A 22,939-nucleotide genomic window follows, 5' to 3' on the forward strand; every position below is an offset into this window, starting at 1 on the left:
CGCCGGACTGAGGTTTTAATTCTGCGGTTTTTATCCGGCTTATGCTATCGTACTAGCAAGATAGTTCATAAGCCGGAGTGAAAATAATGTCAGATCAACATCGTCAGCTTGAATGGCAGGGCTTTATTGCATTGTTACAGCAGGCTTTTATTGATGAAAACCAACGGGATTTACTCCAGCTTTTGCTGACGCCTGATGAGCGCGAAGCATTGGGGACCCGGGTCAGAATCATTGAGGAACTGATGCGCGGTAAAATGAGCCAGCGTGAATTAAAAAGTGAGCTGGGTGCCGGTATTGCCACGATTACCCGAGGCTCAAATAGTTTGAAGATGGCCAGCCCGGAATTCAGATCCTGGCTTGAAGCAACGCTGTTACATGATAAAGAAAATAAGCCAGATTAATCGTGGCGTAGTTAAAATCACACGCATTGTTTAATCTGGCTTTATTTTGCGAGTATGATGACTCGGTAGTATCAGTTAATTGGGGTCTGATAAATCTGATTGTGGAAAGGCACAAAAGCCAGAAGCAGCGCCTGTTGATAAACGCTGGTGCGCGATAGTTTACCTTCGGTAAACAGGCCAATGGCTCCACCTTGCTGTTTGATATTGCAGATTCCGGTTAGGTTAGCCATTTCATCACCAAGCTCTTTTCCTTCATACAGGCTTTTTAAGATAACCGGCGGAAGGATAAGACTGGCTGAACGAGCTTCGCCGCGGCAATGATTATTTTCAATAACAATCCATGCAAAGGTCATTTCGTCATCAATACCTGCTTCGATACCGATCCAAAAGTCAGCTTCAGGGCGGACCTGACGGGCCGACATCACGCGATGTCGGGCACCTGTTCTGGTTTCTTTATCACCCATCGGTTGATTTGGAACACCGCTATTGACCTCTACGCTTTCGATACGGCAGCTGTCAGGGCCAAATAGCTCAGTAAAAGCCAGTCTGATGGCATTAATTTTTGCAGGGTTGGTTGTTGCGGCAATCACGTGATACATAATTAAATCTGGATAGTAAGAAAACAATTCCCACAGTATAACGGATAACATGCATGACACAGGTATACTTAATTCGACATGGTGAAACAGAATGGAACGTTGCTCGCAGAATTCAGGGGCAAACGGACAGTAATTTAACTGAATCTGGTGAAAATCAGGCCCGTCAGGCGGGGAACCGGTTAAAGCACCTTGGCATTACCCATATTATTGCCAGCGACTTGGGGCGTACTCGCCGCACTGCTGCGCTATTAGCAGAATATTGCCATATTGAGCCAACCTATGATGCTCGCCTGCGAGAGCTGAATATGGGGATTTTGGAACAGCGCCATATTGACACATTAACACCGGAAGAAGAGCAACATCGTCAGCTGATTTTAGACGGTACGCCAGGCGGGCGCATCCCGGAGGGTGAATCTCTTACCGAATTATCTGCACGCATGCGCGCTGTACTTGATGAATGTAAGAACTTGCCGGCAGGAAGTAAGGCGCTGTTGGTGAGCCACGGCATTGCATTAGGCAGCCTGTTGAGTAATGTTTTAGGCTTACCGCCTTATGCCGAACGTCGTTTACGCTTGAGGAATTGCTCTCTGTCATTAGTCGAGAGCCAAAATAGCCCGTGGCTTGCTCCGGGGTGGATTGTTGAGTTTGCCGGTGATACTCAACATTTGAACGCTGAAGCACTTGATGAAATCCAGCGCTAGCGCTGGATTGGTATCATATATTCGCCACGAATCACCGACGGGATGTCGTCGCCAAGCTTAGTGCCGTTCTTGGTATGAAATATTTCAACATCATATCCTTTGCGGCGGGTAAGCTTGAGCAATGGCAGACAGGTTCCGTATAGGGTCAGTACAAACTGTTGAAGCCCGTCCGGTGGTCCGTTGTAACGAAACAGGGCGTACTCTCCGCCTTGCAGCGTGATAGGGTGGCCTTCAACCCCTTGAGGGACATGCTGTGGCTCAAGGGCGGTAGTATAAAACACCTCTTGCTCGTCATCTTTTTCCTGACTCGGGCGAGTGTGGTTTAGTCCGTACAACACCGGTGGGATATCAATAGGCTGGTTGCCCAGATATTGATGCCAGAACTGGGCGCGAATTGCTGTTTTAGATTGAGATAACTGTTCAAGGGTGCAGGTATAGCTTTGCGTCACGCCGACGAGTTGCTTATCTTGCTGCATCACATACTCAACGGGGACCAAATTATTCCCGGACAGCTTAATGGGCGGACAGATGCCGATGGCACTCCACGTATCAGAGCGGCGATAAAAGGCCGGAGTCTGTTCAAATTGCTTTTTGAATGCTCGCGTAAAGGTTTGCTGTGAATCAAAGCGATATTGCAAAGCAACGTCAAGAATCGGGCGAGCCGTTAATCTCAATGCGACCGCGGCTTTAGACAAGCGACGGGCTCTGATATAAGAACCAATGGCTTGACCGGTGATCTCTTTGAACATTCTCTGTAGGTGCCACTTAGAATATCCTGATTTAGCAGCGACATTATCCAACGATAGGGGTTGATCTAAATGGCTTTCTAGCCAGTCTAAAAGGTCGTGGATAATACTGGCTTGATCCATAAAAAACATCCTCATTAAATAGGGAGCAATACCTACAGAATCTATGTAACCATATTGATTTATTGAATTTATTCGATCCTTTCGACGATTAAATCATGGTTTAATAAGTATTGTTAGCAAGCTAAGCCTACTTTTATCATATGATAAACAACATTAAAAGTAGTCACGCATACGCTGATTGCGGGTTGCCGCATCATAGCAACTTTTTAGCGTTAGATTCTATGCCTATTTGTCAGAAGTTGATAAACAGGGATAATAATATTATTGGGATTTAATAGTTTGAGTAATTTTGCTATCAACAAATACTTCACTGGAGATGCCGAGTGAGAAAGACAATTATGCTGTTGTGTTGTTTAGGCCTTTTCAGCCCTGCATTAGTGAGCGCTGAGCAGATAGGATCGGTTGATACCGTCTTTAAGCTTCTGGGGCCGGACCATAAAATTGTGATTGAAGCTTTTGACGATCCTGATATCCAAAATGTGACCTGCTATCTTAGTCGCGCTAAGACGGGGGGCATCAAAGGTGGATTAGGATTAGCCGAAGATACCGCTGACGGCGCATTATCTTGTATTCAGGTTGGACCGATTACCTTAAGTGACAATATTAAGAATCGTAAAGCTGACGGCGAAATGGTATTTCGTAAACGCACCTCTTTGGTATTTAAGACAATGCAGGTGGTTCGGTTTTACGATAGCAAACGTAATGCTTTAATCTATCTGGTTTATTCTGACAAAATTGTTGATGGTTCGCCGAAGAATGCGATCAGTACCGTACCGATTATTCCATGGGTCTCTGAACCCGCAAAGTAGGGTGATAAGTAGGATGATTTTTTGACTTAGAGACATCGTTCTTCGGCCACTAGTGAAAGGCGCTGTGAGATTAAACTAAGTTACTTTACGACCAACATAAAAAAACCAGCGTCAGGCGCTGGTTTTTTATTTAACAAAATTGGAGAGGGGGTATTACTCTTCCAGATCGCCGCAGAAACGATAACCTTCGCCGTGAATAGTGGCGATAATTTCTGGCGTATCCGGCGTTGATTCAAAGTGCTTACGGATACGACGAATGGTTACGTCAACGGTCCGGTCATGAGGTTTAAGTTCACGTCCGGTCATTTTTTTCAATAACTCTTCACGGGACTGTATTTTCCCCGGATTTTCACAGAAATGCAGCATCGCACGGAATTCACTGCGCGGTAGCTTGAACATTTCACCACTCGGATCGACCAAAGAGCGGCTATTGATATCTAGAATCCAACCGTTGAACCGGTAGTTTTCAACTAGCTTACGTTCTTCACCACTTACTGCACCTAAGTTCATGGTACGGGATAAGAGGTTGCGGGCGCGGATAGTCAGTTCACGAGGGTTGAATGGTTTTGTGATGTAATCATCAGCGCCAATTTCTAATCCGAGAATCTTGTCTACTTCGTTATCCCTACCGGTTAAGAACATAAGAGCAACGGCTGCTTGTTCACGTAATTCACGTGCCAGTAGCAGACCATTCTTACCAGGAAGATTGATATCCATGATGACCAAGTTAATATTATGGTCGGACAAAATCCGATGCATTTCGGCACCATCATTGGCTTCAAAGACAACGTATCCTTCCGCCTCGAAAATGCTTTTTAATGTGTTACGAGTTACTAGTTCGTCTTCAACGATCAGGATATGCGGGGTTTGCATGTCTGTTACCTAATTTGCCAACAAAATCAAATTTAATATTACAGAAGTTATGTTCAAGCACGTCGATAAAAGGCCAAATGCTAAAACTTACCACTGCAGTATAAGGGACTAATCCCCAATGTTTTTTTCGAATTTCTACACAATCGCTGGTTCGGCCAAGGCAGTAACTAACATACCCTGTGAGTTGTTAAAACCGATCGCTATATTACTTTATTGTAGCAGCAATATAGCAGCTGTCTCGCTTTTGCCGATCAACAAAATTGTGGCTTGTTGATATATATCAATAATAGTTATAGCACATTAGCGGATTTGTGAGAAAAATCTACAAAAACAATAAAATTATGTATCATTTCTTGACCATTTCTTCACATCTGGATATGGCTTATGCTTCTGTTTAAAGCCAATTTTTTGACTTTTTACTTTGTCATATACGCCATAATGCGACGAGTGCTTTCTTTTAGCGGCTGAATTTTTTGTATCTAGTCATTTATAACAAACTTTTATCTATAGTTTCTTATAACCTTGATTATTGCAAGGGATTCATTCACGAAGGCGGTCTATTAATGGTGTATTTAGTATGTGGCTTTAGCTTAACCGATGCGGGTATATCTTTACCAAGGAGAAAGGCAATGATCAATGCCATTACAATTAGCTAGGTTATTAAAGGCTTTATTTCGCTTACTTTTATTTTCGGTTTTATATAACTTATGTTGAACGGGTTAATATATATACTTGTATTCTTTCAATCTGTTATGGATTTTTAGACCATTAGCTTAAATCCAGCAATCTATTGCTGAGGTCATTGGGGAATAACGGGGAGGGGGTTATTTAGGGCGTTACATTTTAATCGGTATCCTCAGGAGTTGCCTCACATCTAAAATCACACTGACTGAAGAGCTAAATATCGGTTAAGTCAACATCCGTATACCGGTATATAAATACCTTTTCATTTTGTCCTTTATGCTTGGCTGATTATCTGTTGATACTGACAATGGCTTAATTAACTAGAAATCTACCTGCTGGCTGGGTAAAGTGGCGGCAGATTTATTTATTCAGTATTGGACGTTTATGCAGTTTCATATCATCTTGGTTTCACCTGCCCGCCCTGAAAATGTGGGAGCGGCAGCCCGGGCAATGAAGACTATGGGCTTTACTTCGCTAAGAATTGTCGATAGCGATGCTCATCTGCAACCTGCGGCACACTGGGTGGCTCATGGTTCGACCGAAATTCTAGATAATGCTCTTTGTTTTAATACTCTCGAAGAGGCGCTACACGACGTCTCCTTTAGCGTGGCGTCAACCGCCAGAAGTCGTGCTCACTACCACTATTATTGTTCTCCCGTTGAACTGCTTGAGCAGTTAAGTGAAAAAAAACAGTGGTTGTCTGATATTGCGATTATTTTTGGCCGGGAGGATTCAGGTCTGACAAACGAAGAGCTGGCGCTGGCCGATTTATTAACCGGTGTTCCGATGAAAGCTGATTATCCATCGCTGAATCTCGGGCAAGCAGTGATGGTTTATTGCTATCAGTTAGCCGATTTATTGATTGAATCAGAAAATAAAAATAATAAAACGCCCGACCAAAAACAGTTTCTAACCCTCAGATTACGCATGCATCAGCTACTGGAGAAGTTAAATGTTTCTGATGATGAAAAGCTCTCGCAATGGATACAGCAGCGTTTAGGTTTGTGTCAACAACGCGATATGGTGATGATGCATCGGTTACTGAATGATATCGAAAAAAAGCTATTACCCGCAGAGCCTTCGATTAATTCTGATGACTAATATCGTCAGGCCATGTGCCGGATTTCGCGTGTGATAAAACGGTTTTTTTTGAATTATGGTAAATATTTAAGGACTGATTTTTAAGAAAATTAAATTAATTTTAGGTTATTTTCATATATCCCATTGATTTTAAAATTAGGCTGTTCTACCTTAACCGGTAGCCAATTTGGGTAATACCTTCCAAATTGATGAGAAATTCAAAAAATAATTGACACCTTATTCTATTTGCTTTAACCGTATATAGAGTAATTTGAACCCTTAGAGACAGACAGATATGCAAAACGTCAGCCTGATTATTACAATGACCACCACCGGTACTATTGGTAGCGGGGCGGGCTGACGCTTAAAGAAAATAAAAAAGCCCGCACCGAGAATCGAGTGCGGGTTTTTTTTTGGGATAATTTTAAAAATAATCGTTGGAATAACGGCAGGAGAGGCCAAGAAATGCGAGTTCTGAAATTTGGCGGTACATCAGTAGCAAATTCCGAACGCTTTATGCGCGTGGCGGATATCATTGAAAATAATGCACGTCAGGGTCAGGTCGCTACCGTACTATCTGCTCCGGCAAAAATTACAAATCATCTGGTTGCCATGATTGAGAAAACCGTGGCGGGTCAAGATGTTATTACCAATATGCTCGATGCTCAGCAAATTTTCGCCGATCTGCTTCAGGGATTATCTGTCGATCAGCCGGGATTTGATTACTCACGGTTGAAGAGTTTTGTTGAACAAGAGTTTGCCTATCTTAAGCACGTACTACACGGAATATCTCTGCTAGGCCAGTGCCCTGACAGCGTAAATGCTGCCATTATCAGCCGCGGCGAGAAGCTTTCTATAGCCATTATGGAGTCAGTATTTCAGGCCAGAGGCTATGGCGTAACCGTGATCAATCCTGTCGCTATGCTACTGGCTCATGGCCATTATTTAGAGTCGACGGTCGATATTGCTGAATCAACCCGACGCCTGATCGAATTGGATATCCCTAAAGATCACGTTATTTTAATGGCGGGTTTTACTGCCGGAAACGATAAAGGTGAATTAGTCGTTTTAGGGCGTAATGGCTCAGATTATTCTGCCGCTGTATTGGCTGCATGTCTTCGTGCCGACAGCTGTGAGATATGGACTGATGTTGATGGGGTCTATACTTGCGATCCACGATCGGTACCCAGCGCCAAGCTGCTTAAGTCGATGTCCTATCAGGAGGCGATGGAACTATCTTACTTCGGCGCTAAAGTTCTCCACCCTCGCACTATTGCTCCAATCGCTCAATTCCAGATTCCATGCCTGATTAAAAACACCTCTAATCCACAAGCTCCCGGCACTTTAATTAGCCGCGAGAGTGGTGATGACCGTTATCCGGTTAAAGGAATTACTAACCTGAATAACATGGCGATGATCAATGTATCTGGTCCCGGTATGAAAGGAATGGTCGGAATGGCGGCCCGGGTTTTCTCTGTGATGTCTCGTGCGGGAATATCCGTGGTGCTGATAACTCAGTCATCGTCTGAATACAGCATCAGCTTTTGTGTACCTCAGAGCGAGTTATCCCGGGCGCGTAAAGCGCTGGAAGACGAATTCTATTTAGAGCTTAAAGACGGGCTTTTAGATCCGTTAGACGTGATTGATAAGCTGGCTATTATCTCTGTCATCGGTGACAACATGCGTACTCAGCGCGGCATGTCAGCTCGTTTCTTTACCGCGCTAGCCCGGGCAAACATTAATATTGTTGCCATTGCGCAGGGCTCTTCTGAGCGCTCTATTTCTGCGGTAGTGAATAATGATTCAGCGACCACCGCAGTAAGAGCCAGCCATCAGGTTCTGTTCGATACGCATCAAGTGATCGATCTTTTCCTTATTGGCGTTGGTGGTGTTGGCGGTGCGCTGTTAGACCAAATCCATCGCCAGCAGCCGTGGTTAAAGCGTAAAAATATTGAACTTCGGGTCTGCGGTATCGCCAACTCTCGCGGTATGGTGACTAATACGCTAGGCGTTGAGTTGAGTAACTGGCGTGAAGCTTTAGCCAGTGCACAGGAGCCGTTTAATTTAGGACGTTTAATCCGTTTGGTTAAAGAGTTCCATTTGTTGAATCCGGTGATTGTTGACTGTACCTCAAGTCAGGACGTTGCTTCTCAGTACGCAGACTTCTTAGCGGATGGGTTCCACGTTATTACGCCTAACAAAAAGGCCAATACCGGCTCAATGAACTATTATCACCAACTGCGTCAGGCTGCCAGCGTAGGTAATCGTAAATTTCTTTACGACACTAACGTGGGTGCCGGGCTGCCGGTCATTGAAAACCTACAGAATCTGCTGAATGCCGGCGATGAGTTGATGCGTTTCTCCGGAATTTTATCTGGCTCGCTGTCCTTTATTTTTGGTATGTTAGACGAAGGGATGAGCCTGTCGGAGGCGACTACGTTAGCCAAAGAGAAGGGCTATACCGAACCCGATCCGCGGGATGATCTATCCGGAATGGACGTTGCCAGAAAATTATTAATTTTGGCTCGTGAAGCCGGACACATATTAGAATTAGATCAAATTAACGTTGAATCGGTATTACCGGATTCATTTGACGCCAGCGGTGACGTTGCCAGCTTTATGCAACGCCTGCCTCAGCTAGACGCTGAATTTTCACAGCGCGTTGCGCAAGCGGCTCAGCAAGGTAAAGTGTTACGCTATGTCGGCATGATTGAAGACGGTCAATGCCATGTCAAAATTGATGCTGTTGACGAAAACGATCCATTATTTAAAGTGAAAAATGGTGAGAATGCGCTAGCATTTTATACCCGTTATTATCAACCGCTGCCGCTGGTTTTACGTGGCTATGGTGCGGGTAATGATGTTACAGCCGCCGGTGTGTTTGCCGATATTCTGCGTACCTTGTCAGGCAAACTGGGAGTTTGAAATGATTAAAATATACGCGCCGGCCTCTATTGGTAACGTTAGCGTTGGTTTCGATGTTTTAGGCGCTGCGGTATCACCTATTGACGGAACCTTATTAGGCGACTGCGTTAGCATTCAAGGTGCCGAACAGTTTAGCCTGCATAACGAAGGGAGCTTTGTAAGCAAACTTCCGGCAGACCCTAAAGAAAACATCGTCTACCAGTGCTGGGAGCTTTTCTGTCAGAAGCTCGGACGTGAACTTCCGGTCGCGATGGTGCTAGAAAAGAATATGCCGATTGGCTCTGGATTAGGTTCAAGCGCTTGTTCGGTGGTTGCCGGTTTAATGGCCCTGAATGAGTATTGTGACCGTCCGTTTAATGAGACCGAGCTGTTAACCATGATGGGCGAGCTGGAAGGCCGTATTTCCGGCAGCGTTCATTATGATAACGTGGCACCTTGCTATCTCGGCGGCATGCAGTTGATGCTGGAAGAAAACGGCATCATCAGCCAGGCCGTTCCGGGGTTTGATCAATGGTATTGGGTGATGGCTTATCCGGGGATTAAGGTTTCAACGGCAGAGGCTCGGGCAATTCTACCGGCTCAATACCTGCGTCAGGACTGCATTCGACATGGTCGTTATCTGTCCGGGTTTATCCATGCATGCCATACACAACAGCCTGCGCTGGCCGCTAAGCTAATGCAGGACGTTATTGCTGAACCCTATCGTACCCGTTTACTGCCGGGTTTTGCTGAAGCGCGAAAAGCGGCTCAGGATATTGGCGCATTGGCGTGCGGTATTTCCGGCTCTGGTCCGACGCTGTTTGCCGTCAGCGACCAGTTGGATACCGCGCAGCGCTTGGCCAGTTGGCTGACTAAGAATTATGTACAGAATGATGAAGGGTTTGTTCACGTTTGCCGACTGGACACAACCGGTGCCCGTAATTTGAATAATGGAAAATAACCACAAGATGAAACTGTATAACTTAAAAGATCATAATGAACAGGTTAGTTTTGCTCAGGCCGTACGTCAGGGATTGGGCAAACAGCAAGGGCTATTTTTCCCGTCAGAATTACCGGCTTTTGACAGCTCAGAGATAGATGCTCTGCTGTCTTTAGATTTTGTGACCCGCAGTGCCCGCATTCTTTCGGCCTATATTGGCGATGAAATATCTTCAGATGCGGTAGCTAAGCGTGTGGCTGCTGCGTTCCAGTTTCCTGCGCCCGTTGTTGCGGTAGAAGACGATATTGGCACCCTTGAACTGTTTCATGGCCCGACGCTGGCATTTAAAGACTTCGGCGGTCGTTTAATGGCTCAAATGCTGGCTGAAGTTGCCGGTGATACCCCGGTGACTATCCTGACGGCCACCTCCGGTGATACCGGTGCTGCCGTTGCCCATGCTTTTTACGGCCTGAAAAATGTACGAGTCGTGATTTTATATCCAAATGGAAAAATCAGTCCGCTGCAGGAAAAACTGTTCTGTACTCTGGGTGATAATATTCATACGGTAGCGATTGACGGTGATTTTGATGCCTGTCAGGCGCTGGTAAAACACGCCTTTGATGATGAAGAACTGAAGGTGGCGTTAGGGCTGAATTCAGCTAACTCAATTAATATCAGCAGACTATTGGCCCAAATCTGTTATTACTTTGAGGCGGTATCTCAACTGACTCAGGAACAGCGTAATCAATTGGTTATTTCTGTACCTAGCGGCAATTTTGGTGACCTGACGGCGGGCTTACTGGCTAAATCGTTGGGCTTACCGGTTAAACGTTTTATTGCGGCAACCAATGCGAATGACACCGTTCCTCGCTATCTGGCAGAGGGCAAATGGTTACCTAAGACGACGGTGGCGACTTTATCCAATGCTATGGATGTTAGCCAACCCAATAACTGGCCGCGTATTGAAGAGCTTTTCCGCCGTAAACAATGGCCATTGAAAGCGTTGTGTTACGGTGCGGTTAGCGATGATGTCACCCGTGAAACGCTGAAGGAACTGGCTAAGCTAGGCTATACCTCAGAGCCACACGGCGCGATAGCTTACCGTATGCTACGTGATGGGTTACAAGCAGGGGAGTATGGCTTATTCCTTGGAACCGCACATCCGGCTAAGTTTAAAGAGAGTGTTGAAGAGATTTTAGGGACGGAATTACCGCTGCCTAAAGAACTGGCCGACCGTGCCAATCTGGCACTGTTATCCCACTACCTGCCGGATAACTTTGCTCAGCTACGAACTTTCTTGATGGCGCTGCCGGCTTAATATTGGTTGGGCGAGTCATTGATAGAAGCAGACAAGAATGGCGCCTTATGGCGCCATTCTTGTCTGTTAAGCATTTTTATAACCTATCCGCTTACTTATAACATATCCGCTTACTATGTCGTTATCCCGCAGAGCAATATGCGATTAACGCTGTTCCGGGCGTTTAAATACCAGTTCATTGCCTTTTGATTCTGATTCCGCAAACTGATAGCCATCGAGATCGAAATCGGCGAGTTGATCTGCCCGGGTTAGCTGATTTTTAATCATAAACCGACTCATCAGGCCGCGGGCTTTCTTGGCATAAAAGCTGATGATTTTATATTTACCATTTTTCTCATCTAAGAAAACGGGCTTGATAATATTACCGTCTAGGGCTTTGGTCTGAATTGACTTGAAGTATTCGTCAGAGGCGAGATTAATTAAGATGTCATCTCCCTGATCTTTTAACGCCTGATTAAGTTTGTCAGTAATACGTTTTCCCCAGAATGCATACAGATCTTTGCCGCGCTTATTCTCTAACTTTGTGCCCATTTCTAAGCGGTAGGGCTGCATAAGATCTAACGGGCGAAGCAAACCATATAAGCCCGATAGCATACGCAGATGGCGTTGAGCAAAATCAAAATCATCATCGTTAAAATCATCAACGTGCAAACCGGTATACACATCCCCTTTAAATGCTAACAACGCCTGACGGGCATTTTCTGGCGTAAAATCGGGCTGCCATTCGGCAAAGCGAGCGGCATTCAGGCCTGACAATTTATCACTGATACTCATCAGGCTGGCAATCTGGTCCGGAGTTAACTTGCGACACACTTTAATTAATTCTTTAGACTGATCCAGCATTTCGGGCTGGGTGTAGCGTTCTGTGACTAACGGGCTGGAGTAATCGAGAGTTTTAGCCGGAGAAATAATAATCAGCATAATCAGATCCTGAAATAAATATTTTGCCTACTTTAGCAGAAAGTTTAAGTGGAAAAATCGATGGATTTAATAGGGACAAATAAAACAGCAAATATAAACGTAATTTTCCTAAATTAATCAGGAGGTAGGGGAAATAATTCATTTAAATCATAGGGGAAATTATCCTATCGCATCGTTACGTCGTTGCACCCTTAATCAGTCATGTTATTATCGAAGCAGTACAGTAATACAACGATGACCATTACTTGGCTTAACAATGAGATATATCATGACAGATAAACTTACCTCCCTACGTAAAATTACGACCGTTGTGGCTGACACCGGCGATATCGCAGCCATGAAACTGTATAAACCACAAGATGCAACCACCAACCCTTCTTTGATTCTGAATGCCGCTCAGCTTCCTGAATACCGTAAACTCATCGATGATGCGATTGCATGGGCTAAGAGCCAAAGTTCCGATCGTGCGCAGCAGGTTATTGATGCTTCTGACAAGCTGGCAGTGAATATTGGTTTAGAGATTTTAAAACTGATTCCTGGCCGTATTTCAACAGAAGTCGATGCTCGCCTTTCTTACGATACTGAAGCCAGCATTGTTAAAGCTAAGCGTCTGATCAAATTATATAACGATGTCGGCATCAGCAATGAGCGCATCTTAATTAAGCTGGCATCAACCTGGCAAGGGATTCGCGCTGCCGCTGAGCTGGAAAAAGAAGGCATCAACTGTAACCTGACTCTGCTGTTCTCTTTTGCTCAGGCTCGCGCTTGTGCAGAAGCTGGCGTTTATCTGATTTCTCCATTTGTTGGCCGTATTCTTGACTGGTACAAAGCTAACGGAGATAAAAAAGAGTTTACTGCGCAGGAAGATCCGGGCGTAGTGTCTGTAACGGGAATCTACGAATATTACAAACAGCACGGTTTTAAAACCGTGGTGATGGGCGCAAGCTTCCGTAACGTTGGTGAGATCATTGAGCTGGCTGGCTGTGACCGCCTGACCATTGCTCCCCCATTACTGAAAGAGCTGTCAGAAAGCCAAGGTGAGTTGGAACGTAAGCTCTCTTACAGCGGTGAAGTTAAGCCTCGCCCAACGCCATTGACTGAGCCTCAGTTCTATTGGCAGCATAATCAGGACCCAATGGCCGTTGATAAACTGGCTGATGGCATCCGTAAGTTTGCTATTGACCAAGAAAAGCTAGAAAAAATGATTGAAGGTTTACTCTAATCTTGATTGTTTTTTAATGCTGATTGCTAAGTCAGAACATGTTGAATGCCGGCCATTGTATGGTCGGCATTATTTTTATATGTCAGATAAGCATTCTGAAAAAGCGGCCAAACAGGGTAATATAGCGGCATATAAGCATCAATAAGAACCAATGACAGAGGTTTGACTATGAATAAATTACGCATCGGCTTAGTGTCTATTTCCGATCGCGCATCTAACGGCGTTTATCAGGATCAGGGTATTCCTGCGCTTGAATCATGGCTGAAAAGTGCATTAAGTACCGAGTTTACCGTCCAGACTCGCCTGATCCCGGATGAACAAACGTTAATCGAACAGGCGCTGTGTGAGCTAGTCGATGAAATGGGATGCCATCTGGTATTAACTACCGGTGGAACGGGCCCTGCCAGACGAGATGTAACACCGGATGCTACATTGGCAATTGCCGATCGCATTATGCCCGGTTTTGGTGAGCAAATGCGCCAAATCAGTCTGTATTATGTGCCGACGGCGATTTTATCCCGGCAGGTGGGGGTTATCCGTAAACAGGCTTTAATTATTAACCTTCCCGGGCAGCCTAAATCGATTAAAGAGACGCTTGAAGGCGTGAAAGATCAGGATGGAAAAACGGTTGTGGCAGGTATTTTTGCCAGCGTTCCTTACTGTATCCAACTATTAGATGGCCCTTATATTGAGACCAATTCGCAGGTTGTAGCAGCCTTTCGGCCGAAGAGCGCTATCCGCGACATAAAAAATTAAATTCAAAAATTTTGTGGAATAAGATTCCCATCTACTGGTGTATCATCGCGATTACGATATAGTAAAAAATAGTTTACGACGTAATGATTATTTTTTTACACCAATCAGTAGAAATAGATGGGAATTTATGGTTCAGCAACAAAATCGACGACTCAATAAGCAGGATTATAAAACATTAACGCTGGCGGCATTGGGCGGCGCTCTTGAGTTTTATGACTTCATTATATTTGTATTCTTTGCCGTCGTTATCGGTAAGCTTTTCTTCCCGCCGGATATGCCCCAATGGCTAATGCTCATGCAGGCTTACGGTATCTTTGCGGCCGGTTATTTAGCACGCCCTTTGGGCGGCATAATAATGGCCCACTTTGGCGATCTGTTTGGTCGCAAAAGAATGTTTTCACTCAGCATTTTAATGATGGCCGTGCCGACTCTGGCGATGGGGATGCTGCCTACTTACGCAACCATTGGCATTGCGGCACCACTATTATTGCTATTGATGCGCATTTTTCAGGGCGCGGCGATTGGCGGTGAAGTTCCGGGAGCATGGGTTTTTGTTGCAGAACACGTTCCCCATAAAAGAATTGGTCTTGCCTGCGGCGTGCTGACTGCGGGTTTAACCATTGGTATTCTGTTTGGTTCACTGGTTGCGACATTGATTAATACCACCATGAGCCAGGAAGCAATCTTTAACGGCGGATGGCGCATTCCGTTCTTTTTAGGCGGAATTTTTGGTCTGGTTGCTATGTATTTACGCCGCTGGTTGAAAGAAACGCCGGTATTTATTGAAATGCAGGCGCGGAAAACGCTGGCTGAAGAACTTCCGCTGAAGTCGGTGGTCGTTAATCACTTACGCGGTGTTACGGTAGCAATGTTATTGACCTGGTTACTGTCTGCCTGCGTTGTTGTGGTTATTTTGATGACGCCAAACTATCTGCAAACTCAGTTTGGTATCGATCGGGTGATTGCATTACAGGCCAACAGCATGGCGATTATTGCTCTCTGCTTTGGCTGCGTGGTGGCCGGTCTGGCCGCAGACCGCTTTGGCGCGAGTAAAACCTTTATCGTTGGTAGCATTATGCTAGGCATATCCAGCTGGATGTTCTATCACTCAGCGACCAACGTTGAACAGCTGTTTATCACCTATTCGTTGGCTGGTTTCTGTGCCGGCGTTGTTGGCGCAGTGCCTTTTGTGCTGGTCAGAGCCTTTCCGGCTGAAGTCCGTTTTTCCGGAATATCCTTCTCATATAACGTTTCTTACGCCATTTTTGGCGGACTCACTCCGCTATGTGTAACCTATATGATGAAGTTTACGCCAATGGCTCCGGCTTACTATGTACTGGGGCTTTCCTTCTTAGGGCTAGCCATTGGTATCTATCTGCGTAATGACATCAATGAAACTGAGTCTTCCACAGAACAAAGCCCGGTAGAGTTGAAAGATAACACGGCCGCCACCATAAGCTAAGTTGGTCGCAAATCAGAATTCTGAATTGGGACAAATAAAAAAGCCTGCAGTTTGAAGTGACCCTATAAAGTTGGACACTTCAGTTATGCAGGCTTTTTAGTTACTCAATTTTCTTATTAAGCGGCTTTAGGCTCGCCGATGGGCAGCACGGTGCGACCGAATTGTTCATTCAGTACTTCAGCCATGGCTAAGTAAATAGCACTTGCACCACAGATAATGCCTTCAAAACCAGCAAAGGTAATCACGGCTTTATTGCCGGTAATATTGCCGTAAGCCAATAAGAAGAACAGTACGGTCAGGCTGGCAAATACAAACTGTATTACACGGTTGCCGCGCAGCGTACCGAAGAACATAAATAGGGTGAAGATTCCCCACAGGGCTAAATAGATGCCGAGGAAGGTTCCGTCAGTTGCTTCAACGTGGCCGGTTGGCGGAATTAAGAAAATACCAACCAGGGTCATCCAGAAGAAACCATAAGAGGTAAAGGCAGTCAGACCAAAAGTATTACCTTTTTTAAATTCTAAAATACCTGCGATAACCTGAGCCATGCCACCATAAAAAATGCCCATGGCAATAATCGCAGTGGTTACTGGGAAAAAGCCGGCATTGTGTACATTTAATAAAATAGTGGTCATGCCGAATCCCATTAACCCGAGCGGTCCTGGATTCGCTAATTTGTTCGAGTGCATATGTCCTCTGTACTCTATTGAATACTAACTAAAAAAATAGAATGTCTATCCGTTAATGGGCATGTTGCTTGCCAATAACCCCTTGTAAATGGCGCACCAGTATTACAAGTGAGCGCCGCATCATAATGAGCGTTGAGCCCCGACACAATGGTTTAGATCAGGAATAATGCGAAATTTTTTTATTTCCCCCCTTGATGAAGGGTTTCATGCCCCCATCTTATGTACAACGGCGAAACGAGCCTATGGATAAATGACTTTATATTGTTGGTTGATTGGCAGTTGAAAAGTTTTTTTATGTCCCCATATAGGTGAGTATGTGAACGAATAACGAATGACGGTTTTTTAAGTGGAGATTATGTAATGGGTAAAATTATTGGTATTGACTTGGGTACAACGAATTCTTGTGTAGCTGTAATGGACGGCTCTCAGGTTCGCGTAATTGAGAACGCGGAAGGGGATCGTACGACTCCGTCAATTATCGCGTATACCCAAGACGGAGAAATTTTGGTTGGTCAACCTGCTAAACGTCAGGCTGTTACTAACCCACAAAATACATTGTATGCAATCAAGCGTTTGATTGGTCGCCGTTTTGGTGATGAAGAAGTACAGCGTGACCGCAATATTATGCCATTCCAAATTGTTGGCGCGGACAATGGCGATGCGTGGATTGAAGTTAAAGGCCAGAAAATTGCGCCACCACAGATTTCTGCTGAAGTTTTGAAAAAAATGAAGAAAACAGCGGAAGACTTTTTAGGTGAGCCAGTTACTGAAGCAGTTATTACTGTTCCAGCTTACTTTAATGACTCACAGCGTCAGGCAACTAAAGATGCCGGTCGTATCGCTGGTTTAGACGTTAAGCGTATTATTAACGAACCAACCGCTGCTGCTCTGGCATATGGTCTGGACAAAGAGATGGGCAACCGCACCATCGCTGTTTATGACTTAGGTGGTGGTACATTCGATATTTCTATTATCGAAATTGATGAAGTTGACGGTGAAAAAACCTTCGAAGTATTAGCCACTAACGGTGATACCCACTTAGGTGGTGAAGACTTTGATAACCGTTTAATCAACTACTTAGTTGACGAATTTAAGAAAGAGCAAAACTTCGATCTGCGTAACGATCCGTTAGCGATGCAACGTCTGAAAGAAGCGGCTGAGAAAGCGAAAATCGAACTTTCTTCTGCGCAACAGACCGATGTTAATCTGCCGTATATCACTGCAGATGCAACTGGTCCAAAACATATGAATATCAAAGTGACTCGCGCTAAATTAGAGTCATTGGTTGAAGATTTAGTCAATCGTTCTTTAGAGCCGTTAAAAGTCGCTCTGCAAGACGCAGGACTTTCTGTTAATGAAATTCAGGACGTGATTCTGGTCGGTGGCCAAATCCGTATGCCTTTAGTTCAGAAGAAAGTGGCTGACTTCTTCGGTAAAGAACCGCGTAAAGATGTGAACCCGGACGAAGCTGTTGCTATCGGTGCTGCTGTTCAGGGCGGCGTGTTAGCGGGTGATGTTACCGACGTTCTGTTATTAGACGTAAGTCCTCTGTCTCTGGGTATCGAGACCATGGGCGGCGTAATGACTAAACTGATCGAGAAAAACACCACTATCCCGACTAAACACAGTATGCCGTTCTCTACGGCTGAAGATAACCAGTCTGCGGTAACTATCCATGTTCTGCAGGGTGAGCGTAAACGTGCTAATGACAACAAATCATTAGGTCAGTTTAATCTTGATGGTATTCAGCCTGCACCACGCGGCGTACCAAAAATTGAAGTTACTTTTGATATCGATGCTGATGGTATCCTGCACGTATCGGCTAAAGACCAAAATACCGGTCGTGAGCAAAACATCACCATTAAGGCGTCTTCCGGTCTGAATGAAGAAGAGATCCAAAAAATGGTGCGTGAAGCTGAAGCCAATGCTGAAGCAGACCGTAAGTTTGAAGAGCTGGTTCAGACCCGTAACCAAGGCGACCACCTGATGCATAGCACTCGTAAACAGGTGGACGAGGCCGGTGACAAGCTGCCAGCGGATGAGAAATCAGCAATCGAGAACGCTTTAACTGAACTGCAAACTTCGCTAAAAGGTGAAGATAAGGCAGAGATCGAAGCTAAGATTCAGGCTCTGGTTGAAGTATCAGGTAAATTACTGGAAATGGCACAGCAGCAACATGCTGAAGGTGCAACAGCTGATGCTGAAACTACCCAGAATAAAGACGACGATGCCGTTGATGCCGAGTTCGAAGAAGTTAAAGATAAAAAATAATCGCCCTTAAGCGGGCACGGTAGCGATACCGAATGGTATGGTTAACGGAACTGGCACGGGCGTTGAGGTAACTCTACGCCCGTGTACGCATATATAGGGTAACGTTTACAGATGGCGAAGAAAGACTATTACGAAATCTTAGGTGTAAGCCGCGACGCAGATGAACGCGAAATTAAAAAGGCGTACAAGCGTTTAGCGATGAAACACCATCCTGATAGAAATCAGGGGGATAAGGATTCCGAAGCAAAATTTAAAGAAATTAAAGAAGCCTACGAAATTCTGACCGATGAGCAGAAGAAGGCCGCTTACGATCAATACGGTCATGCTGCTTTTGAACATGGCGGTATGGGTGGCGGCGGTTTTGGCGGCGGCGGCGGTGGCGACTTTAATGACATTTTTGGTGATGTCTTTGGTGATATCTTTGGCGGTCGCCGTCAGCGTGCAAGTCGGGGTTCCGATTTGCAATATAATATGGTGCTGACTCTTGAAGAGGCCGTTCGTGGTGTCACTAAAGAGATTCGTATTCCAACCTTAGCTGAGTGTGATACATGCCACGGCAGCGGGGCTAAAGCGGGTTCTTCAGCCACGACGTGTTCGACTTGTCATGGTGCTGGTCAGGTTCAAATGCGTCAGGGATTCTTTGCTGTCCAGCAAACCTGTCCAACCTGTCATGGCCGCGGTAAGATCATTAAAGATCCGTGCAACAAATGTCATGGACAAGGCCGGGTTGAGAAAACCAAAACTCTGTCGGTGAAGATCCCGGCAGGCGTTGATACTGGCGATCGGGTTCGTTTGTCAGGCGAAGGTGAAGCCGGTGAGAACGGCGCGCCAGCAGGGGATTTATACGTTCAGGTTCAGGTGAAACAGCATCCGATCTTTGAGCGTGATGGCAATAACCTGTATTGCGAAGTACCGATTAACTTCGCTATGGCTGCATTAGGCGGTGAGATTGAAGTTCCGACGCTGGATGGCCGGGTTAATCTGAAAGTCCCTGCTGAAACTCAAACCGGTAAACTATTCCGCATGCGTGGAAAAGGGGTTAAATCGGTTCGGGGCGGAGCGCAAGGTGATTTACTTTGCCGCGTAGTGGTAGAAACTCCGGTTAAGCTCAATGATAAGCAGAAGCAATTGCTGCGTGAGTTGGAAGAAAGTCTGGGTGGAGAGAAGGGGGCAAAGAATAGTCCTCGTTCTAAGTCATTCCTAGACGGAGTCAAAAAGTTTTTTGACGATTTGACCGGCTAACGGCTTTAGTCTTCAAGCAATAAATAAAAATACCCAATTTAAGATTGGGTATTTTTTTATCGAAGTTCCATGATGCGGTTAATATGAAAAATAGGATTGAGTGGTTTTTTAATGTACTCAATCGAAATTTACTATTCTTTTATTCTGTTAAAATATTTTTGTTGATATTTTGTAGTATGATATCGCCGGTAAGGCTTTATCTAGAGAGTGATACCTAATGAGAGGTGTCATAAAGGAGTAATAACGGAAATGACCCATTATTTAAGACAGTTTTTACGGCTAGAGGCCTCCGGTGGTATTTTGCTTATCATCGCCGCGTTGATTGCCATGATGATGGCGAATTCTCCGCTACAGGCAGCCTATGAGGGATTTCTGCACATCCCGATTGTGATTAAAGTCGCTGCGCTGGATTTGAGTAATTCATTAGCTCACTGGATCAATGACGGCTTAATGGCCATTTTCTTCCTGGTAATCGGCCTCGAAGTTAAAAAAGAGTTGATTGAAGGCTCTTTGGCCGGAAGGGATAAAGCGCTGTTTCCGGTCGTTGCTGCGGTGGGCGGCATGATTGCACCCGCCCTGATTTATCTGGCTTTTAACCTAAATGATGAAGTTACCCGCACCGGTTGGGCAATTCCTGCCGCCACCGACATTGCTTTCGCACTTGGCGTTATGGCGCTGCTGGGGAGCAGGGTACCAACCAGCCTGAAAGCTTTTCTGATGGCACTGGCGATCATTGATGATTTAGGGGCAATTATTATTATTGCCTTCTTTTATACCAAAGAATTATCGATGGTTGCGCTATCCGGCGCGGCTATCACCATTGTTGTGATGGCCTTGATGAATCGGTTTGGAGTCGGTAATAAGCTCGCCTATATGATTGCTGGCGCAGTGCTGTGGGTCTTTATGATGAAGTCGGGGGTACATGCTACGCTGGCAGGTGTGATTACTGGTTTCTTTATTCCGTTAAATGGATCTGAGCAGAGTAAACCTTTAGACAGCCTAATTCATCAGCTACACCCGTGGGTGACCTATTTTATTTTACCGCTGTTTGCTTTCGCTAATGCGGGGGTTTCTCTGACCGGCGTCACCCTGAGTTCATTAGGGGGGATATTGCCGCTGGGAATCATGCTGGGGTTGATCGTGGGTAAACCCTTAGGTATTTTTGGCTTTTGCTGGCTGTCCTTGAAGGGCGGAATCGTAAAAATGCCTGAGTCTATTGACCTTAAGCACATATTTGCCGTCTCAGTGCTGTGCGGTATTGGTTTTACCATGTCGATATTTATCTCTGGGCTGGCCTTTGAAGGCCTGGGAGAGCAGCTGATGAAATACTCCAGATTGGGCATCTTACTGGGTTCTACCATAGCGGCAGTATTAGGTTACTTCCTGCTTAAGTTTTCACTAAGAGACGCTAAGGTTGTCACACAGGCGTGATTGGCGCTAAGAAATAGCTCAAGCTGAACTTTGTTATTAGAAAGCGCTTAACTTAGCAGTGAGTTAGGCGCTTTTTTATTTGTGGTATCGGTGTCGCGTTTTAGCCCGCTCGAATTTTGGATATAAAAAAACCGGCCAAGGCCGGTTTTTTTAAGAAACGTACAGCATTACTGCATTGCGTTGATTTGTGCAATCAGGTTTGACTTATGACGAGCAGCTTTATTCTTGTGAATCAGGCCTTTAGCGGCTTGACGGTCAACAATAGGTTGCATGTCATTAAATGCTGTTTGTGCAGTAGATTTGTCACCTGCTGCAATCGCCATTTGTACTTTCTTGATGAAAGTACGCATCATTGAGCGACGGCTTGCATTATGCTTACGACGCTTCTCAGACTGGACGGCGCGTTTCTTAGCTGATTTGATATTAGCCAAGGTCCAACTCCCAAATATAGTTTCTTGAGGACATTCTAAAGGCGAAGGAATATGCCCTTTCGACCTTCTTTTGTCAACGGATTTGTGCAAATTAGCGCCGCCAATTCTAATTTCTATGGAAAATCTATGGAAAAAAGAGAGGCAACACCACGGGTATCGATGGCGCAAGATTCTAACAGCTTTGTATCATGGAATACAGTATTTAACGCGTTTTCTTTGTGCGTGTGTTGAAGATATAAACATTCCTGTATATTGGCCGCTAAAATCAAGGCCGTGAGGCCTAAACAACAGAACTTTTTAACTTATAGCGTAATCGCTGGTTAACCTTAGCCTCCGCAGTTGCTATAATTCGCCGTTTCCACTGTACAGAGCCCAAGAGCTGATTATGGAGCTGATTCGCGGCATACACAATATCCGTCCCAATCACCATGGATGTGTATTGACTATCGGTAATTTTGACGGTGTCCATCTTGGGCATCAGGCATTGCTTCGCCAGCTGAAAAGAGAAGGCCAACGTTTAGGCCTTCCGACGATGGTAATGATTTTTGAGCCTCAGCCGCTAGAGATGTTTGCCCCCGAGCAGGCACCCGCTAGGCTGACCCGACTGCGTGATAAGTGTAAATACTTGGCTCAAGCCGGGATTGACTACCTGCTATGTGTAAAGTTTGATACGACGTTTGCTACCAACAGCGCTGAAACCTTTATTTCTCGGTTGCTGGTTGATAAGTTGGGTGTTAAGTTTTTGATGGTTGGTGATGATTTCCGCTTTGGAGCTCAGCGGCAAGGGGACTTTGCCCTGTTGCAGGCCGCCGGTGAAAAACAGGGCTTTGCCGTTGCCAATACTGAAAGCTTCTGTGAATCAGGTAAACGCATTAGCAGTACCATGATTCGCCATGCGTTACGCGATGATAATTTAACCTTGGTTGAGTCATTGCTGGGCCGACCATACAGTATTTGTGGCCGAGTTGTACACGGTGATGCATTGGGCAGAACCATTGGTTTCCCTACCGCCAACTTACCGATGAAGCGTTTAGTGACGCCGGTTAAAGGCGTATACGCGGTAGAGGTTTTGGGACTGGGCGATAAGCCACTTCCGGGCGTGGCTAATATAGGCACCAGGCCGACAGTTTCTGGCGTACGCCAGCAGCTTGAAGTCCATCTATTGGACGTTGATATGGATTTGTACGGGCGGCATCTTGATGTCGTTATCCGAGAAAAAATACGCAGCGAACAGCGTTTTGCATCGCTGGATGCGTTGAAACAACAAATTGAAAATGATGTCGTGGCTGCCCGAAAATATTTCGCGCAGGCGGCACGGACTTAATTTCTAGCCGAG

General features: G+C 45.3%; 20 protein-coding genes and 1 other annotated feature. Of the genes, 14 read left to right on the plus strand and 6 right to left on the minus strand.

What is annotated here, in order from left to right; translation table 11 throughout:
- Nucleotides 1-86 precede the first annotated feature (86 nt).
- Complete coding sequence (gene trpR / locus YWE_RS0102065) at nucleotides 87-401, plus strand: trp operon repressor (RefSeq protein ID WP_036014773.1); 315 nt, start codon at nucleotides 87-89, stop codon at nucleotides 399-401.
- 71 nt (nucleotides 402-472) lie between these two features.
- Here the strand turns inward: trpR and yjjX are convergent, their stop codons facing one another.
- Complete coding sequence (gene yjjX / locus YWE_RS0102070; protein ID WP_029093013.1) at nucleotides 473-1,000, minus strand: inosine/xanthosine triphosphatase; 528 nt, start codon at nucleotides 998-1,000, stop codon at nucleotides 473-475.
- Nucleotides 1,001-1,053: 53 nt separating this feature from the next.
- Here yjjX and gpmB point away from each other — a divergent pair, with 53 nt between their 5' ends.
- The gene (gene gpmB, locus YWE_RS0102075) at nucleotides 1,054-1,701 is read left to right on the plus strand and encodes a 2,3-diphosphoglycerate-dependent phosphoglycerate mutase GpmB (protein WP_029093014.1); all 648 of its coding nucleotides are present in this window, start codon (nucleotides 1,054-1,056) and stop codon (nucleotides 1,699-1,701) included.
- On the opposite strand, the gene robA is transcribed toward gpmB, so the two are convergent.
- A complete protein-coding gene (gene robA, locus YWE_RS0102080) occupies nucleotides 1,698-2,570 on the minus strand; it encodes an MDR efflux pump AcrAB transcriptional activator RobA (RefSeq protein ID WP_029093015.1) in 873 nt (290 codons plus the stop codon). The two genes, gpmB and robA, sit on opposite strands and share 4 nt — an antisense overlap.
- Before the next feature lie 338 nt (nucleotides 2,571-2,908).
- On the opposite strand from robA, the gene creA reads away from it, so the two are divergent.
- On the plus strand, nucleotides 2,909-3,379 hold the full coding sequence (gene creA, locus YWE_RS0102085) for a protein CreA (protein WP_099044121.1): 471 nt from the start codon (nucleotides 2,909-2,911) through the stop codon (nucleotides 3,377-3,379).
- 153 nt (nucleotides 3,380-3,532) lie between these two features.
- Here creA and arcA read toward each other — a convergent pair whose 3' ends face one another.
- Nucleotides 3,533-4,252: a two-component system response regulator ArcA gene (arcA, locus tag YWE_RS0102090; protein WP_029093017.1), complete on the minus strand. Its 720-nt coding sequence runs from the start codon at nucleotides 4,250-4,252 to the stop codon at nucleotides 3,533-3,535.
- A 1,068-nt stretch (nucleotides 4,253-5,320) separates the two neighbouring features.
- Between arcA and YWE_RS26380 the strand changes: the two genes are divergently transcribed.
- The 4 genes from YWE_RS26380 to thrC all read left to right on the plus strand — a co-directional run bounded on the left by YWE_RS26380 (nucleotide 5,321) and on the right by thrC (nucleotide 11,178).
- Nucleotides 5,321-6,037 (plus strand): tRNA/rRNA methyltransferase, encoded by a 717-nt coding sequence (locus YWE_RS26380; RefSeq protein WP_051323159.1) that lies wholly within the window; start codon nucleotides 5,321-5,323, stop codon nucleotides 6,035-6,037.
- Between the two features lie 281 nt (nucleotides 6,038-6,318).
- Nucleotides 6,319-6,432, plus strand: a sequence feature (Thr leader region).
- Nucleotides 6,433-6,481: 49 nt separating this feature from the next.
- Nucleotides 6,482-8,941 carry a bifunctional aspartate kinase/homoserine dehydrogenase I gene (gene thrA, locus YWE_RS0102100; protein WP_029093018.1) on the plus strand — a complete coding sequence of 820 codons (2,460 nt, stop codon included), beginning with the start codon at nucleotides 6,482-6,484 and terminating at the stop codon, nucleotides 8,939-8,941.
- A gap of 1 nt (nucleotide 8,942) precedes the next feature.
- Entirely contained in the window at nucleotides 8,943-9,881 is a 939-nt protein-coding gene (gene thrB, locus YWE_RS0102105; RefSeq protein WP_029093019.1) for a homoserine kinase, read from the plus strand.
- Nucleotides 9,882-9,888: 7 nt separating this feature from the next.
- Nucleotides 9,889-11,178 carry a threonine synthase gene (thrC, locus tag YWE_RS0102110; RefSeq protein WP_029093020.1) on the plus strand — a complete coding sequence of 430 codons (1,290 nt, stop codon included), beginning with the start codon at nucleotides 9,889-9,891 and terminating at the stop codon, nucleotides 11,176-11,178.
- A gap of 144 nt (nucleotides 11,179-11,322) precedes the next feature.
- On the opposite strand, the gene yaaA is transcribed toward thrC, so the two are convergent.
- Nucleotides 11,323-12,099, minus strand: coding sequence for a peroxide stress protein YaaA (yaaA, locus tag YWE_RS0102115; RefSeq protein ID WP_029093021.1), 777 nt, complete (start codon nucleotides 12,097-12,099; stop codon nucleotides 11,323-11,325).
- A 268-nt stretch (nucleotides 12,100-12,367) separates the two neighbouring features.
- On the opposite strand from yaaA, the gene tal reads away from it, so the two are divergent.
- The 3 genes from tal (at nucleotide 12,368) to YWE_RS26385 (ending at nucleotide 15,539) form a co-directional block, all read left to right on the plus strand.
- Entirely contained in the window at nucleotides 12,368-13,321 is a 954-nt protein-coding gene (tal, locus tag YWE_RS0102120) for a transaldolase (protein WP_029093022.1), read from the plus strand.
- A 168-nt stretch (nucleotides 13,322-13,489) separates the two neighbouring features.
- Entirely contained in the window at nucleotides 13,490-14,077 is a 588-nt protein-coding gene (gene mog, locus YWE_RS0102130; protein WP_029093023.1) for a molybdopterin adenylyltransferase, read from the plus strand.
- Nucleotides 14,078-14,204: 127 nt separating this feature from the next.
- Nucleotides 14,205-15,539 (plus strand): MFS transporter, encoded by a 1,335-nt coding sequence (locus YWE_RS26385; protein WP_051323141.1) that lies wholly within the window; start codon nucleotides 14,205-14,207, stop codon nucleotides 15,537-15,539.
- Between the two features lie 116 nt (nucleotides 15,540-15,655).
- On the opposite strand, the gene satP is transcribed toward YWE_RS26385, so the two are convergent.
- Nucleotides 15,656-16,228, minus strand: a complete 573-nt coding sequence (gene satP / locus YWE_RS0102140) for an acetate uptake transporter (RefSeq protein WP_029093024.1) — start codon at nucleotides 16,226-16,228, stop codon at nucleotides 15,656-15,658.
- Nucleotides 16,229-16,588: 360 nt separating this feature from the next.
- Between satP and dnaK the strand changes: the two genes are divergently transcribed.
- From dnaK to nhaA, 3 genes are all read left to right on the plus strand, one after another.
- A complete protein-coding gene (gene dnaK, locus YWE_RS0102145) occupies nucleotides 16,589-18,499 on the plus strand; it encodes a molecular chaperone DnaK (protein ID WP_029093025.1) in 1,911 nt (636 codons plus the stop codon).
- 111 nt (nucleotides 18,500-18,610) lie between these two features.
- Nucleotides 18,611-19,741, plus strand: coding sequence for a molecular chaperone DnaJ (gene dnaJ, locus YWE_RS0102150; RefSeq protein ID WP_029093026.1), 1,131 nt, complete (start codon nucleotides 18,611-18,613; stop codon nucleotides 19,739-19,741).
- A gap of 249 nt (nucleotides 19,742-19,990) precedes the next feature.
- Nucleotides 19,991-21,172 carry a Na+/H+ antiporter NhaA gene (gene nhaA, locus YWE_RS0102155; RefSeq protein WP_029093027.1) on the plus strand — a complete coding sequence of 394 codons (1,182 nt, stop codon included), beginning with the start codon at nucleotides 19,991-19,993 and terminating at the stop codon, nucleotides 21,170-21,172.
- A 167-nt stretch (nucleotides 21,173-21,339) separates the two neighbouring features.
- Here nhaA and rpsT read toward each other — a convergent pair whose 3' ends face one another.
- Nucleotides 21,340-21,603: a 30S ribosomal protein S20 gene (rpsT, locus tag YWE_RS0102160; protein WP_029093028.1), complete on the minus strand. Its 264-nt coding sequence runs from the start codon at nucleotides 21,601-21,603 to the stop codon at nucleotides 21,340-21,342.
- A 385-nt stretch (nucleotides 21,604-21,988) separates the two neighbouring features.
- Here rpsT and ribF point away from each other — a divergent pair, with 385 nt between their 5' ends.
- Nucleotides 21,989-22,927 carry a bifunctional riboflavin kinase/FAD synthetase gene (gene ribF / locus YWE_RS0102165; protein ID WP_029093029.1) on the plus strand — a complete coding sequence of 313 codons (939 nt, stop codon included), beginning with the start codon at nucleotides 21,989-21,991 and terminating at the stop codon, nucleotides 22,925-22,927.
- Nucleotides 22,928-22,939: the final 12 nt, after the last annotated feature.

Source organism: Budvicia aquatica DSM 5075 = ATCC 35567 (assembly GCF_000427805.1).
Taxonomy (GTDB): domain Bacteria; phylum Pseudomonadota; class Gammaproteobacteria; order Enterobacterales; family Enterobacteriaceae; genus Budvicia; species Budvicia aquatica.

What these genes read in the sequence shown, in the direction of transcription:
- arcA (WP_029093017.1), bottom strand. Translation starts at nt 4,252, where the DNA reads ATGCAAACCCCGCATATCCTGATCGTTGAAGACGAACTAGTAACTCGT.
- ribF (WP_029093029.1), top strand. Translation starts at nt 21,989, where the DNA reads ATGGAGCTGATTCGCGGCATACACAATATCCGTCCCAATCACCATGGA.
- yaaA (WP_029093021.1), bottom strand. Translation starts at nt 12,099, where the DNA reads ATGCTGATTATTATTTCTCCGGCTAAAACTCTCGATTACTCCAGCCCG.
- creA (WP_099044121.1), top strand. Translation starts at nt 2,909, where the DNA reads ATGCTGTTGTGTTGTTTAGGCCTTTTCAGCCCTGCATTAGTGAGCGCT.
- tal (WP_029093022.1), top strand. Translation starts at nt 12,368, where the DNA reads ATGACAGATAAACTTACCTCCCTACGTAAAATTACGACCGTTGTGGCT.
- YWE_RS26385 (WP_051323141.1), top strand. Translation starts at nt 14,205, where the DNA reads ATGGTTCAGCAACAAAATCGACGACTCAATAAGCAGGATTATAAAACA.
- trpR (WP_036014773.1), top strand. Translation starts at nt 87, where the DNA reads ATGTCAGATCAACATCGTCAGCTTGAATGGCAGGGCTTTATTGCATTG.
- satP (WP_029093024.1), bottom strand. Translation starts at nt 16,228, where the DNA reads ATGCACTCGAACAAATTAGCGAATCCAGGACCGCTCGGGTTAATGGGA.
- thrA (WP_029093018.1), top strand. Translation starts at nt 6,482, where the DNA reads ATGCGAGTTCTGAAATTTGGCGGTACATCAGTAGCAAATTCCGAACGC.
- thrB (WP_029093019.1), top strand. Translation starts at nt 8,943, where the DNA reads ATGATTAAAATATACGCGCCGGCCTCTATTGGTAACGTTAGCGTTGGT.
- robA (WP_029093015.1), bottom strand. Translation starts at nt 2,570, where the DNA reads ATGGATCAAGCCAGTATTATCCACGACCTTTTAGACTGGCTAGAAAGC.
- dnaK (WP_029093025.1), top strand. Translation starts at nt 16,589, where the DNA reads ATGGGTAAAATTATTGGTATTGACTTGGGTACAACGAATTCTTGTGTA.
- nhaA (WP_029093027.1), top strand. Translation starts at nt 19,991, where the DNA reads ATGACCCATTATTTAAGACAGTTTTTACGGCTAGAGGCCTCCGGTGGT.
- thrC (WP_029093020.1), top strand. Translation starts at nt 9,889, where the DNA reads ATGAAACTGTATAACTTAAAAGATCATAATGAACAGGTTAGTTTTGCT.
- gpmB (WP_029093014.1), top strand. Translation starts at nt 1,054, where the DNA reads ATGACACAGGTATACTTAATTCGACATGGTGAAACAGAATGGAACGTT.
- mog (WP_029093023.1), top strand. Translation starts at nt 13,490, where the DNA reads ATGAATAAATTACGCATCGGCTTAGTGTCTATTTCCGATCGCGCATCT.
- YWE_RS26380 (WP_051323159.1), top strand. Translation starts at nt 5,321, where the DNA reads ATGCAGTTTCATATCATCTTGGTTTCACCTGCCCGCCCTGAAAATGTG.
- yjjX (WP_029093013.1), bottom strand. Translation starts at nt 1,000, where the DNA reads ATGTATCACGTGATTGCCGCAACAACCAACCCTGCAAAAATTAATGCC.
- dnaJ (WP_029093026.1), top strand. Translation starts at nt 18,611, where the DNA reads ATGGCGAAGAAAGACTATTACGAAATCTTAGGTGTAAGCCGCGACGCA.